This is a genomic window from Modestobacter sp. VKM Ac-2986 (genome assembly GCF_026967795.1).
Lineage (GTDB): Bacteria > Actinomycetota > Actinomycetes > Mycobacteriales > Geodermatophilaceae > Modestobacter.
Map to the genome: position 1 here is coordinate 421,256 of NZ_JAPVBH010000002.1, position 12,981 is coordinate 434,236.

General features: G+C 74.2%; 15 protein-coding genes and 1 other RNA gene. 8 read left to right on the top strand and 8 right to left on the bottom strand.

What is annotated here, in order from left to right:
- Window positions 1–7: 7 nt before the first annotated feature.
- The 4 genes from O2W14_RS06235 to O2W14_RS06250 all read right to left on the bottom strand — a co-directional run bounded on the left by O2W14_RS06235 (window position 8) and on the right by O2W14_RS06250 (window position 2,519).
- Window positions 8–973: a pilus assembly protein TadG-related protein gene (locus tag O2W14_RS06235; protein ID WP_269175213.1), complete on the bottom strand. Its 966-nt coding sequence runs from the start codon at window positions 971–973 to the stop codon at window positions 8–10.
- Window positions 961–1,356 carry a TadE/TadG family type IV pilus assembly protein gene (locus O2W14_RS06240; protein ID WP_269175214.1) on the bottom strand — a complete coding sequence of 132 codons (396 nt, stop codon included), beginning with the start codon at window positions 1,354–1,356 and terminating at the stop codon, window positions 961–963. The genes O2W14_RS06235 and O2W14_RS06240 overlap by 13 nt, the downstream gene beginning before the upstream one ends.
- A gap of 86 nt (window positions 1,357–1,442) precedes the next feature.
- Window positions 1,443–1,658, bottom strand: coding sequence for a Flp family type IVb pilin (locus O2W14_RS06245; RefSeq protein ID WP_269175215.1), 216 nt, complete (start codon window positions 1,656–1,658; stop codon window positions 1,443–1,445).
- Window positions 1,659–1,853: 195 nt separating this feature from the next.
- Window positions 1,854–2,519, bottom strand: a complete 666-nt coding sequence (locus O2W14_RS06250; RefSeq protein ID WP_269175216.1) for a prepilin peptidase — start codon at window positions 2,517–2,519, stop codon at window positions 1,854–1,856.
- 142 nt (window positions 2,520–2,661) lie between these two features.
- Here O2W14_RS06250 and O2W14_RS06255 point away from each other — a divergent pair, with 142 nt between their 5' ends.
- From O2W14_RS06255 to O2W14_RS06265, 3 genes are all read left to right on the top strand, one after another.
- Window positions 2,662–4,947: a putative bifunctional diguanylate cyclase/phosphodiesterase gene (locus O2W14_RS06255; RefSeq protein ID WP_269175217.1), complete on the top strand. Its 2,286-nt coding sequence runs from the start codon at window positions 2,662–2,664 to the stop codon at window positions 4,945–4,947.
- Window positions 4,948–5,050: 103 nt separating this feature from the next.
- Window positions 5,051–5,269 (top strand): hypothetical protein, encoded by a 219-nt coding sequence (locus O2W14_RS06260; protein WP_269175218.1) that lies wholly within the window; start codon window positions 5,051–5,053, stop codon window positions 5,267–5,269.
- Window positions 5,270–5,433: 164 nt separating this feature from the next.
- A complete protein-coding gene (locus O2W14_RS06265; protein WP_269175219.1) occupies window positions 5,434–5,712 on the top strand; it encodes a hypothetical protein in 279 nt (92 codons plus the stop codon).
- A gap of 29 nt (window positions 5,713–5,741) precedes the next feature.
- On the opposite strand, the gene rnpB is transcribed toward O2W14_RS06265, so the two are convergent.
- Both rnpB and O2W14_RS06275 read right to left on the bottom strand, forming a co-directional pair.
- An RNA gene (rnpB, locus tag O2W14_RS06270) (RNase P RNA component class A) lies at window positions 5,742–6,141 on the bottom strand.
- 34 nt (window positions 6,142–6,175) lie between these two features.
- Window positions 6,176–6,898, bottom strand: a complete 723-nt coding sequence (locus tag O2W14_RS06275; RefSeq protein ID WP_269175220.1) for a PIG-L deacetylase family protein — start codon at window positions 6,896–6,898, stop codon at window positions 6,176–6,178.
- Between the two features lie 126 nt (window positions 6,899–7,024).
- Between O2W14_RS06275 and O2W14_RS06280 the strand changes: the two genes are divergently transcribed.
- A complete protein-coding gene (locus O2W14_RS06280; protein ID WP_269175221.1) occupies window positions 7,025–8,023 on the top strand; it encodes an Lrp/AsnC family transcriptional regulator in 999 nt (332 codons plus the stop codon).
- Window positions 8,024–8,123: 100 nt separating this feature from the next.
- Here the strand turns inward: O2W14_RS06280 and O2W14_RS06285 are convergent, their stop codons facing one another.
- Entirely contained in the window at window positions 8,124–8,483 is a 360-nt protein-coding gene (locus O2W14_RS06285; RefSeq protein ID WP_269175222.1) for a DoxX family protein, read from the bottom strand.
- 26 nt (window positions 8,484–8,509) lie between these two features.
- On the opposite strand from O2W14_RS06285, the gene O2W14_RS06290 reads away from it, so the two are divergent.
- Window positions 8,510–9,265, top strand: a complete 756-nt coding sequence (locus O2W14_RS06290) for a sulfite exporter TauE/SafE family protein (protein WP_269175223.1) — start codon at window positions 8,510–8,512, stop codon at window positions 9,263–9,265.
- A 79-nt stretch (window positions 9,266–9,344) separates the two neighbouring features.
- On the opposite strand, the gene nadA is transcribed toward O2W14_RS06290, so the two are convergent.
- A complete protein-coding gene (nadA, locus tag O2W14_RS06295; protein ID WP_269175224.1) occupies window positions 9,345–10,367 on the bottom strand; it encodes a quinolinate synthase NadA in 1,023 nt (340 codons plus the stop codon).
- A gap of 135 nt (window positions 10,368–10,502) precedes the next feature.
- Between nadA and O2W14_RS06300 the strand changes: the two genes are divergently transcribed.
- From O2W14_RS06300 to O2W14_RS06310, 3 genes are all read left to right on the top strand, one after another.
- The gene (locus tag O2W14_RS06300; protein ID WP_269175225.1) at window positions 10,503–11,366 is read left to right on the top strand and encodes an ABC transporter substrate-binding protein; all 864 of its coding nucleotides are present in this window, start codon (window positions 10,503–10,505) and stop codon (window positions 11,364–11,366) included.
- Window positions 11,367–11,461: 95 nt separating this feature from the next.
- On the top strand, window positions 11,462–12,235 hold the full coding sequence (locus O2W14_RS06305) for an amino acid ABC transporter permease (RefSeq protein WP_269175226.1): 774 nt from the start codon (window positions 11,462–11,464) through the stop codon (window positions 12,233–12,235).
- Entirely contained in the window at window positions 12,232–12,981 is a 750-nt protein-coding gene (locus O2W14_RS06310) for an amino acid ABC transporter ATP-binding protein (protein ID WP_269175227.1), read from the top strand. The genes O2W14_RS06305 and O2W14_RS06310 overlap by 4 nt, the downstream gene beginning before the upstream one ends.

Sequence of the window (12,981 nt, forward strand, 5' to 3'; positions counted from 1 at the left end):
GGCGCTCCTATCGGATCAGTCGGAGGACGGAGGCCCCGAGGGAGGGGCCGTCGGGGGTGTACGTGAAGCGCTCGGAGAGGTCGACGTAGCGCACGAAGTGGCCGGCGATGCAGCGGTCGTTGCCCGAGCATGGCGCCGGGCTGGTGCGGAACTGGCCGCTGCCGAGGTGGTAGCCGGTGATCTTGAAGGCCGCGTAGCCGTGCACGTGGTACCAGGCGTTGCTGCCGGTCGCGCCGGCGTCGTCGAACAGCGGGAGCAGCACGACCCGGCCGAGCTGGGCGGAGAAGTCGGCACTGGTGCACACCGACGGGACCGAGTTCCCGGTCGAGGAGGCGAGGCGCTGGTTGCGCGCGGAGGTCGCCTGGCACCTGCCCGGGTCGGTGTCCAGGTAGGCGAAGCCGCCGGGGACGGCGTTGCCGGAGCGACCCGTGCACCCGGTCCCGTCGGTCTTGGTGAACCGGATGGTCGCCGGCGTGGTGCTCGACAGCCCACCCACCTGCTGGGTGAAGGCGCAGACGGAGAAGGTGATCGGCAGGACCGCCGTCCCCCCACCCGGGGCACCCCACGCCACGGTGGCCAAGGCCGACACCGCCGTCGAGTCGTGGCCCAGCACCGGCGCGAACCAGTGCTCGACGGGGGTGCTCCCCCTCACCGTGACGCGCATCGGGCTGCTGAGCAGGACCGGCGGCGCAGCCACGGCGGCATCGTCGTTGGCGGCGACCATGGCCCGGGCGGTCGCCGCCATGTCCCCGCAGGCGCCGCGCGCGCAGTCCTGGGCCACCGCGAGGGCGGCGGCGTCCGCGGCGACCTGCAGCCTGGCGCGCTCGGCGTACAGCGCGCCGATGTCGACGGCGACAGCGGCGAAGCCGAGCATCGGCACCATGAGCAGGGACAGCACGACGGCGGCAGCACCGCGCTCCCCCGAGAGCCGGGACCGCAGGCGACGGGCCAGCGCACGGGTCAGCCGTTGCACCGCATGACCCCCGTTCCGCTGAGTGTGAGACCGGATCCGAAGAAGCCGGTGAGGTAGGGCATCCGGTAGGTGATCGTGACCCGGACGTTCGTGGGGGTCACGGACTGCGGGCAGGCCGTCGGGCTGACGACGATCTGGGCGTCGGTGATCGCCGGGGAGAGGGTGTCGGCCGCGTTCCGGACGGTCCCGCGCGCGGCGGCCGGGTCGTTCTGCAGGGCCATGACCCGCACGCCCTCCCGGGCGGCGGCCGACAGGGTGCCCTGCACGCGGTAGGCGTGGCTGAACTCGACGATGCCGAGCACCAGCAGGACCAGCAGCGGCACGATCAGCGCGAACTCGACTGCGCTGGCGCCGCGCTCGTCCCCGAGTCGTCGTCCGGCCATGGCCACCTCCCTGTGGGTGCAGCGACGCGGCGGCCCCGTGCGAGGCCGCCGCGCCGGCAGCTGCTGCTCGGTCCAGCGGCGGTGGGTCAGCCCGCCGCCGGAGCCGCGGGCAGCTCGTCGGAGACGTCGGTGAACAGGGCCTCGAGCTGCGTGCCGAGGAGGGCGACCGCGGCGATGATGGCGACGGCGATGAGCCCGACGAGCAGGCCGTACTCGACGGCGGTGGCGCCCTTCTCCTCGCGCTTGAGCCGGTCGGCGGCGACGGAGACGAAGCTGGACAGGGTGGCGTAGAAGGCGATCACGACTGCTCCCGAGAGGTGTGTGCCGGCTGGAGCGCGTCGGGTGAGGCGTCCTTGCGGCTGCTCCCAGACCATGCGGGTCCTGTGACCGGGATGACCCCGGCATGCCCTCGTCAGGGCGCCGGGTCCATCCTCCCGAGGCGTAGAGCCCGAATCTGGTCACCGTGAGTAGCTGACCTTGTTACGGAGAGATGTCCATCAGGACAACGGCAGGGACATCGCCAGCGCCGCCCCCACGATCATCGCGGGCCCGAAGGGCAGTGCGTCACCGCGGCCCACCCGCCGGACGGCCAGCAGGACGAGTGCCACGGCAGCCTGGACGACGAAGCCGGCGAGCGTCCCGAGGAGCACCGCGTCCCAGCCCAGCCACCCGAGGTGCAGGCCGAGCAGCGCCGCCAGCTTGACGTCGCCCATGCCCAGACCGCCGGGCGAGACCAGGGCCAGGGCCAGGTACACGACGAACAGGACGGCGGCCGCCGCCAGGGCGCGCAGCAGGGTGGACCAGTCCCCCGTCACGGCGGCTGCTCCGGACAGGAGGAGCACCCCCGCCCCGAGCGCCGGCAGCACCACGCGGTCGGGGAGGAGCTGGTGCCGGGCGTCGACCAGGACGAGCAGGACGCAGACAGCCACCAGCACCAGGTGGGCGGGCACGGCCGCGGTCACCCCGAGACGGACCACGACCAGACCGCAGAGCGTCGCGGTCACGAGCTCCAGCAGCGGAGGGCGCAGCGCGCGGCGTCCCGGCCGCAGCAGGTCGACCGCCCGGGCCCCGGACGGCCAGGGGAAGCGCCCCGCGGCCCGGTCCACCGCCGTCCCGGCCACCAGGCCCAGCAGCGCGGCGGCCGCTGCGGCCAGCAGCGTCACCGCGCCCTGCCGGAGTCGCTGCCTCTGCCCACGACCGCGACCCTGACACGCGACCCCGGCGGTCGCGTCGGTCCCCTGCCCGTCCGGGTGATGTCCCGGCACCGGACTTCACCGCACCGGCCCGCGACCCGATCACTGCTGCATGTCCCGCCGGCTCCGACTGCTGACCGCGGTCCCCCGAGGGCCGCTGGTCCTCGTCGCCCTGCTCGCCGGCCTGCTGGTGGTCCTCGCCCTGACACCGGTCGACGTCGGCACCGCCGTCCCGCTCGGCGTCACCTTCGCCCTGCAGCTGGCCGCCTGCCGGCTGTTCACCTGGCGGGCGCAGGTGGCACCGGCGGAACGCCCCCTGTGGCAGCGGTTCGCCGGGGCCGCGGCCCTGCTGGCCGCCGGCTCCGCCGTGGCCGTCCTCGTGGTGACCGTCCGCGCCGACCACACCGCCGACGTCGTCCCGCTCGCGGTGGCCCACGTCGTGGCCTTCCCCCTGCTCTACGGGGGCATGGTGCTGTGGAACCGCGACAGCACCAACGTCGCCGACCCCAGCGACACCCTGCTCGGCGCGGCCGCCGTCCTGGCGGTCGTCGCGATCACCGACACCGTGCTGGCGCACACCGGCAGCCGGTGGGCGTCGGCCACCTGGTGGCAGGTCCAGCCGGTGCTGCTGGCCCTGGCCGCCGGGCTGGTCGTCATCGGCACCTCGGTGGCGGTCCCCCACATCTCCGGCATGACCCGCGACCCGCGGGCCTGGCTGATCAGCGGCGGCCTGAGCGCGGACCTGCTGGGCGGGGTCTGCGCGGTGCTCGGGTACCGCCCCGGCTGGGCGCTGGCCGCCCTCGGGGTGGTCCTGCTGTGCCTGGCCGCCGTCGTCCGGCCCACCCCGGTCCCCCGCACGATGACCGACCCGGGCGCCACGACCATCGGCGCCTTCGTCGTCATCATCGCCTCGATCGCCGTGCTGGTGGCGACCGCGCTGGGCGCGGCCAGCGTGACGGCGGTCTGCTGCGCCGGCATCGCCGGGACGGCGTCGGGCATCCGGCTGCTGCTCAACGTCCGGGACCTGTCGCAGCTGGCGGTGAGCCGCCACGAGGCGCTGACCGACGAGCTCACCGGCCTGGCCAACCGCCGCGCCGTCCTGCGCCGGGTCGAGGAGCTGTGCGCCGACCGCGCCCCGCTGGTGCTCGGCGTCCTGGACCTGGACAAGTTCAAGGAGGTCAACGACGGCCTCGGCCACGCCGCCGGCGACGACCTGCTCCGGCTGGTGGCCCAGCGCCTGACGGCCGGGCTCGGTCACGGCGACGTCCTGGGCCGGCTCGGCGGCGACGAGTTCGCCCTCCTCGCCCACGTCGCCCCCGGCACCTGCCCGGAGGAGCGCGCCGCCGAGCTCGGGCGGGTCGTGCACGAGTCCCTCGCCGAGCCCTTCGCCGTCGGCGGGCTGGTCGTCCACGTCGCGGTCAGCCTCGGGCTCACCTGCCACCCCGGCGGTCCGGACGGCGACCCGGTCACCGCGGCCGCGCTGGTGCGCCAGGCCGACGCCGCCATGTACGACGCCAAGCGGTCCGGTTCCCAGGTCGTGCGCTACGACGCCGACCGGCACGGGGACAGCAGCGGCCGGCTGGCGCTGGTCGAGGAGCTGCGGGCGGGGATCGCCGGCGGCGAGCTGGTCCTGCACCACCAGCCGCAGGTCGACGTCGGCACCCGGCGGACCGTCGGGGTCGAGGCGCTGGTGCGCTGGCAGCACCCGACCCGCGGGCTGCTCGCGCCCGTGCACTTCCTGCCGCTGGCCGAGGTGCACGGCCTGATGGGCGTGCTCACCGACGCGGTGCTGGCCCAGTCGATCGCGCAGGCCGCCGCCTGGCGCCGGGCCGGCCGCGAGCTGCGCATCTCGGTCAACCTCTCGGCCAGCAACCTGCTCGACACCGGGCTGCCCGCGCGGGTGGCCGAGCTGCTGGAGCTGCACGCCCTGCCGCCGTCCGCGCTGGTCCTGGAGGTCACCGAGACGGTGCTGCTCAGCGACCCCGACCGCAGCCTGGCCGTGGTCGGCGCGCTGACCGAGCTCGGCGCCGGCGTGAGCATCGACGACTTCGGCACCGGCTACGCCTCGCTCACCTACCTGCACCAGCTGCCCGTCCAGGAGCTCAAGCTGGACCGGTCGTTCACCGCCGACCTGCTCACCGACTCCCGGGCGGCGGCCATCGTGGCCAGCACCGTGCGGCTGGCCCACCAGCTCGGGCTGCGGGTGGTCGCCGAGGGCGTCGAGGACCCCGCCACGTGGGCGCACCTGCGCGCACTGGACTGCGACGAGAGCCAGGGCTACCTGCACTCGCCGCCGCTGCCGGCCGCCGAGCTGGAGCAGTGGCTGGCCTGCCAGGACGAGCGCCGCGCCCGTGACCACGACCTCGACCTCGACGGGGCCCGGCCGGCACTGCGCTGACCGCCGGGGACGGGCGTGCCCCGTGGGACGGAGGAGGTGGACGCCGGGCGACACGGCGGCGTCGGAGCTGCACAGCGGTGGACGATCGACCTACCGTTCGTCCATGCGCGAGAACCGTCTCCCCCCGGTCCCCGGCTCCACGGACTGCTCCCCCGCCCGCCTGCAGCAGCTCAAGCTGATCGCCGCGGCCCGGGTGAGCGCCTGCCGGTCGACCAACCGCCAGCAGATCACCGACATCGTGCGGGTGACCGTCGACAACGAGGTGGACACGACCACCTTCGCCGCGATCGTCGACGACGTGGCCGGCGACGCCCTGCGTTGACCGGGATCCCGGAACGACGGCGGTCCTCACCCTGCGGCACCGTCCCGCACCTCAGCGAGACGGGACGCCGGTGGTCGTTTACCGCGTAAAGCGACGGGCTAGACCGTGATCATGTACCCCTGTGACCGGAAGCGGTCCCCGAGCGCCCCGGTGCCGGGCGCCCGGTGAACGACGAGGACCTGCAGCGGCTGATCTGGCGTCGGCTGTTCGAACTCGGGCTGACGGCCGAGGAGGCGTCGGCCCGCACCCTGGGGGTCGTGTCCAAGGAGGCCGTCCGCGGGCTGATGGGCGGCCGCACGTCGGTCTACGTCAGCGACCGCATCGCCCGCGCGCTGGCCCGGGCCCTCGACGTCCCGGAGCACCGGGTCCGCCGCACCGCCGGTCTGCCGGTGGAGGACCCCGAGACGGCCCGCACCGGGCCGCACCTGCGCATCGTCCGCTGAGCCGGTCGCCCTCCCGGGTGGGAGGGCGACGGACGAGTCGGCCTGTACGCCGGGTTCTGTCCCCGGGCGCCTCGCGGCGTCCCGATGGGCGGCCATCCATCTACGCCTGCCGTTGCCGACAGGCTCCAGCGGTCTACCCGCAGGCTCGGGCGGGCAGCCCTCGAACGCCTGCGCAGGACGGCGGCGGACCGCCGTCCCTCTCGACCTTGCTCCGGGTGGGGTTTACCGAGCCACACCGGTCACCCGGTGTGCGGTGGTCTCTTACACCGCCGTTTCACCCTTACCAGTGCGAGCACTGGCGGTCTGTTCTCTGTGGCACTGTCCCGCGGGTCACCCCGGGTCGCTGTTAACGACCACCCTGCCCTGTGGAGCCCGGACGTTCCTCGGTGCCGGGGTCTCCCCCGCCAACGCGACCGCCCAGCCGACTCGTCCGTCGTGCCGGAGACCCTACGCGACTCCCGGCTCAGCCCCAGAAGAGCCGGAACCCGACCTCCCGGCCGCCGTCCTCGGTGAGGGTCGACATGTCGACCTGTCGACGTGCCTGCTCCTCGACCGGGTCGTCGGACAGCGCCTGCAGGTAGCGGCGGTGCTCGGTGAGCGAGGCGACCGCGGCCTCGACCCCGACCGCGACGTCGACGACGTGCGGCGGCGGGTACCCGACGGCGTGGACGGCGACGTACCGCACGCCCGACCACGGCTCCTCGGTGAGCTCGGGGAAGATCCACTCGTTGGCCGCGTCGGCGACCGCGTCGAGCACCGAGCGGGTCAGCGCCCGGTGGTCGGGTGAGTTGAGCGCGCCGGGGGTGACCTCGGGTGCGGTCCAGGTGTCCCCGCCGTGCATGGTGACCACCAGGTCCGGCCGGTGCCGCCGGACGGCGCCGGCGAGGTCGCGCCGCAGCGGCAGGTCGGCGACCAGCACCCCGTCGCGGTGGTCCAGGAACTCGACCTCGGTCACCCCGACGACGGCGGCCGACCGGCGCTCCTCGTCCTCCCGCAGCGGGCCGGCCTCCGCCGGGGTGAGCCCGGCGATCCCGGCCTCCCCGCGGGTGGCCAGCAGGTAGTGCACCTCCTTGCCGGCCGCGGTCCAGACGGCGACCGCGGCGGCCGGCCCGTACTCGATGTCGTCGGGGTGGGCGGCGACGACCAGGGCGCGCTGCCAGTCGTCCGGGAACGGGGCGGAGGTCATCACCGGAGTCTGCTCCGTGTCCGGGGCCGGTCCGCCGGCTGGTGACCGGACGGCGGCACCCCGGTCGGTGTCGCTGACCGCGACGCGATCCTCCACCCGGGTCCCGCATGGTGGAGGATCACGTCCGTGATCGACAGCATCGACCGGCAGATCGTGCACGCGATGCAGGTCGACGGCCGCGCCCCGTTCAGCCGGGTGGCCACCGTGCTCGGGGTGTCGGAGCAGACGGTGGCCCGGCGCTGGCGCCGGCTGCGTGCCGACGGCGTCGTCCGGGTCCTGGGGCTGGCCACCCCGGACGCCACCGAGCCCAGCTGGCACATCCGGGTGCGGGTCCAGCCCGCCGCTGCCGGCGCGGTGGCCGAGGCGCTGGCCCGCCGTCCCGACGTGTCGTGGGTCAGCCTGACCTCCGGCGGTGCGGAGATCACCTGCTCCACCCGGCCGCGCACCCCGCGGCAGCGGGACGCCCTGCTGCTGGACCGGCTCCCCCGCACCGTGCAGGTCATCGACCTCAACGCCTTCTCGGTGCTGCACGCCTACGTGGGCGGCGACTACGAGTGGACCGCCTTCGAGGACCCGCTGACCGACGAGCAGGTCGCCGCCCTCGACCAGGGCCCGGCCCGGACGGCGACCACCCCGCTGGCCCTGGACCCCGAGGACGAGGTGCTGTTCGCGGCGCTGGCCACCGACGGGCGGCTGAGCTACGCCGAGCTGGCCGGGGTCACCGGCTGGTCGGAGAGCCGGGTGGCCCGCCGGGTGGAGGCGCTCCGCGCGGCCGGCGCGCTGTACTTCGACCTGGAGATCGCCAACGAGCTGCTGGGCCACCCGGTCAGCGCGAACCTCTGGCTGGGGCTGGCACCGGCCGACATCGCCCACGTCGGGGAGTCCCTGGCCCGGGAGCCGGAGACCGCGTTCGCCGCGGTGGTCACCGGGCCGGCGAACCTGATGGTGTCGGTGACCTGCCGGGACACCGCCCACCTCTACCGGTTCCTCACCGAGCGGGTGGGGGCGCTGCCGGTGCGCACGCTGGAGACCTCGACGGTGCTGCGCCGGGTGAAGCAGGCCGGCAGCCTGATGGACGGTCCGCGGCTGACCGACCCCGAACCCCCGCCGGTGCGGGGGCGCTGACACCCGCCCAGACGGTGATCAGGTGACCTGATCACCGTCTGTCCCCCCTCAGCAGCGTTGGGGAGGGGGGACGGACGGTGGTGAGGTCGGACGGCCCCGCTCAGCCTCCGCGGGCGACCCGCAGCGCCGCAGCGATCATCGGGACCTGGAACGGGATGCGGGCGACCGCCACGGCCAGCTTCCCCGGCCGGTGGCGGAACGCGCGCACCGTCTGGGCGTGCGCGGGCAGGACGCCGACCAGCAGCGCGACCGCGGCCCAGCCCCCCGCGCGCCGGGTCGCCGGCAGCGCCAGCAGCCCCGCCGTCCCGAGCTCGGCCACGCCGCTTCCGAGGACCCACGGCCGGGCCGGGCCCAGCTCCGGGGGGATCATCCAGTCGTAGGTCTGCGGCCGCACCAGGTGGAACATCCCGGTCGCGGTCAGCGCCGCGGCCATGGTCAGCGCACGCACGTCGTCCCTCATGCCCGGCGACAGTAGGCTCGCCCGTTGTGTCAGCCACCGACCTCCTCATCGCCGCCGGGGTCGCCCTGCTCGCCGGCGGCATCAACTCCATCGCCGGAGGCGGCTCGCTGATCCTCTTCCCGGTGCTGGTCAGCCTGGGACTGGGCACGGTCGCGGCGAACGTCACCAACTCCGTCGCCCAGTGGCCCGGCTACATCGGCGGGGTGCTCGGCTTCCGCGCCGAGTACGGCGGCCAGCGGAGCCGGCTGGTCCGGTTCGCGGTCACCGCGGTGCTCGGCGGCACGGTCGGCTCGGTGCTGCTGCTGACCACCCCGTCGGAGGCCTTCGACGCGATCGTGCCGGTGCTGGTGTTCCTGGCCAGCGTCCTGCTGGCCTTCCAGCCGATGATCACCAAGCGGCTGAAGCGGACCGATGGCGAGGGCCGCACCGGCGACCCGGCCTGGCTCTACGTCGCACTGTTCCTGGCCACCGTCTACGGCGGCTACTTCGGCGGCGCGCTGGGCGTGATCCTGGTCGGGGTGCTCGGCCTGGGGCTGGGCCGGCTGAAGCTGGCCAACGCGATGAAGAGCGCCATCTCACTGGTCACCGCCTCGGTCACCGTGGTCGTCTTCGGCATCTGGGGCCCGGTCGAGTGGGCCTACGTGGCGGTCTGCGCACCGGCCGCCCTCATCGGTGGGTTCCTCGGCGCCAAGGTCGCCACCCGCATCCCGAGCACCCCGCTGCGGGTGCTGATCGTGGTCTTCGGCGTCTCGGTCGCGGTCTACCTGTTCCTCCGCGGCTGAGCACGGTCCCCGGCCCATCGGCCTCGCTGCAGGGGCCCGCGCTGGGCCTGGGGAGCGTGGGGGGCAGCGAGGTCCTTCCTCACTCCCCGCCGCGGCCGGGGTCGCCGATGCTGATCATGGCCTCGACCGCGCGGCGGGCCCGGGCGGCGACGTCGGGGGCGACGTCGATCGCGCCGTCGCCGGTCTGCAGGGTGTGCAGCAGCTTGGCCGGCGTGATCATCTTCATGTAGCGGCAGGCGGCCCGGGCGTTCATCGGGATGAAGTCGGTCGTGCCGTTGAGCGCGCGCAGCTGGTGCAGGATGCCGATCTCGGTGGCCACCAGGACCTGCGGCGCCCGGGTCGCCGACGCGGCGTCGGCCATGCCGCCGGTGGACAGTACGCGGGTGCGCTCGGCGGGCAGGTCGCCGTGGCTGACCAGGTCCAGCACCGAGGTGGTGCAGCCGCACTCGGGGTGCACCAGGATCTCCGCGTCGGGGTGCGCGGCGATCTGCGAGCGGACGTCGGCGGGGCTGATGCCGGCGTGCACGTGGCACTCCCCTGCCCAGATCGACATGTTCGCCCGGCCGGTGACCCGCTTGACGTGCGCGCCGAGGAACTGGTCGGGCAGGAACAGGACCTCCCGGTCCTCGGGGATCGACCGGACGACGTCGGCGGCGTTGGACGAGGTGCAGCAGATGTCGGTCTCGGCCTTCACCGCGGCGGTGGTGTTGACGTAGCTGACGACGACGGCGCCGGGGTGTTCGGCCTTCCACTCGCGCAACTGCTCGGCGGTGATGCTGTCGGCCAGCGAGCAGCCGGCGGCGTGGTCGGGCAGCAGCACCGTCTTGTCCGGGGACAGGATCTTCGCGGTCTCGGCCATGAAGTGCACGCCGCAGAAGACGATCTCGCGGGCGTCGGTCTCCGCGGCGATCCGGGACAGGTAGAGGGAGTCGCCGGTGAAGTGGGCGACGTCCTGGATCTCGGGCACCTGGTAGTTGTGCGCCAGGACGACGGCGCCGCGCTCGTCGGCGAGGCGGCGGACCTCGGCGGCCCACACCTCGTACTCGGCGGCGCTCATGGTGCGCTCGTCACCGACGAGGGCGGGAGAGATCGTGGCGGTCATGCGTCGGTCTCCGGGAGGTCGGGTGCGCGCGGGTCGCGGCCCATCATCGTCCGCGATCGGCTGTAGGGGGCGGGCCGGCCAGCCCCTAGGATCCCATCGATCGTGCACGACCCGATGACCGACCAAGGGACCCCCATGCGCCGCCGCCCGTTCGCCCTCACCCTGCTGGCCGCCACCGCCCTGGCCGCGACCGCGTGCGCGCCGCAGGAGGAGCAGGCCGACACCGTCGCCGCCCCCTCGGCCGCCGGCTGCGAGGCCGGCGCCCTGCCGACGCTGGAGGAGGGCACGCTGACGATCGGCACGGACGCCCCGGCCTACGAGCCGTGGTTCAGCGGTGACGACCCCACCAACGGCGAGGGCTTCGAGTCGGCGGTGGCCTACGCGGTCGCCGAGCAGCTGGGCTACGCCGAGGACGCCGTCACCTGGACGACGGTGCCGTTCAACAACGTCATCCAGCCCGGCGCGAAGACCTTCGACGTCGACATCAACCAGTTCTCGATCACCGACGAGCGCCGTCAGGCCGTCGACTTCTCCTCGCCCTACTACGACGTCACCCAGGCCGTGATCACCACGGCCGGCTCCGCCGCCGAGGGCGCCACCGACCTGGCCGCGCTCAAGGGCCTGCGGCTCGGCGCGCAGGTGGCGACGACCAGCCTCGACGTGCTCACCGACACGATCGCCCCCGACGCCGACCCGGTCGTGTTCAACACCAACGACGACGCGAAGCTGGCGCTGCAGAACGGCCAGGTCGACGCGATCGTGGTCGACCTGCCCACCGCCTTCTACATCACCGCCGCAGAGCTCGACGACGGCGTGATCGTCGGCCAGGTGGGCGACTCCGGCAGCAGCGCCGACCAGTTCGGGATGGTGCTGGCCAAGGGCAGCCCGCTCACCGACTGCGTCAGCCAGGCCGTCGACGCCCTCCGCGAGGACGGGACGCTCGCCGAGCTCGAGCAGCAGTGGCTGGCCGAGGTCGCCGACGCGCCCGTGCTGTCCTGAGCCGCCGGCACCCGGACGCCGTCCTGCCGGCGCCCAGCGAGCTCGAGCTCTCCCGGCGGGCCTGGCGACGCGACCGGGCCCGCCGGTCCACCGGCGTGGCACTGGTGTCCACGCTGCTGTTCGCGGTCGTGGCGTACCTGGTGGTCACCCGGTCGCCGGGCTGGCCGCGGGTGCAGACGACGTTCTTCTCACCGCAGGTCGCGCTGGACTCGCTGCCCGAGATCGCCCGCGGGCTGCTGCTGAACCTGCGGGTGCTGGTCGTCGGCGGCGTCCTGGTCCTGGTCGTCGGCCTGCTGGTGGCGATCGCGCGCACGCTGCGCGGGCCGGCCTTCGCCCCGCTGCGGCTGCTGGCGACCGGCTACGTCGACCTGTTCCGCGGCATGCCGCTGATCATCGTGCTGTACCTGGTGGGCTTCGGGTTCCCGGCGCTGGGTCTGCAGGGCGTGCCCACGTCGCCGTTCGTGCTCGGGACGGCGGCGATCGTGCTGGTCTACGCCGCCTACGTGGCCGAGGTGTTCCGCGCCGGCATCGAGTCGGTGCACCCCAGCCAGCGGGCCGCGGCGCGGTCGCTGGGGCTGACCCACCGGCAGAGCATGCGCATCGTGGTGCTCCCCCAGGCGCTGCGCACGGTCACCCCCGCACTGCTCAACGACTTCGTCGCGCTGCAGAAGGACGTCGGCCTGATCTCGGTGCTCGGGGCGATCGACGCAGTCCGCTCGGCGCAGATCCTCGTCGGGCGCAGCTTCAACTTCACGCCCTACGTCGTCGCCGGCCTGCTGTTCGTCCTGCTGGCCGTGCCGACCGCCCGGATCGCGGACGCCGTCTCGGCACGCGCCCGGCGGCGCCAGCAGTCGGGGCACCTGCTGTGAGCGCGCCGGTCCTCGACGTCCGGGGTGTGGTCAAGGCCTTCGGCAGCAACGTCGTGCTGCGCGGCGTCGACGTCGCCGTCGCCGAGCACCAGGTCGTCGCGCTGATCGGCGGTTCGGGCTCGGGCAAGTCGACGCTGCTGCGCTGCGCCAGCCTGCTGGAGACCGTCGACGACGGCCAGGTGCTGCTCGACGGCGAGGACGTCACCGACCCGCGGGTCGACGCCGACGCCGTCCGCCGCCGGCTGGGCGTGGTCTTCCAGGCCTACAACCTCTTCCCGCACCTGTCGGTGCTGGAGAACGTGACGCTGGCGCCGACCGTGGTGCACGGGCGGTCGAGGGCCGAGGCGCGCGACGAGGCGACGGCCCTGCTGGAGCGGGTGGGCCTGGCCGACAAGGCCGGCGAGTACCCCGACCGGCTGTCGGGTGGTCAGCAGCAGCGGGTGGCCATCGTGCGGGCACTGGCGGTGCGCCCCCGGGTGCTGCTGCTCGACGAGATCACCAGCGCGCTGGACCCCGAGCTGGTCGGTGAGGTGCTGCGCGTCGTCCGGGAGGTCGCCGAGCAGGGCATGACGATCCTGATGGCCACCCACGAGATGGGCTTCGCCAAGCAGGTCGCCGACACCATCGCCTTCCTCGACGCCGGCGTGGTGCTGGAGAGCGGCCCGCCCGCCCAGGTCCTCGCCGACCCGCAGGAGGCGCGCACCCGCCAGTTCCTCGCCCGGGTCATCGACGCCGGACGCCTCTGA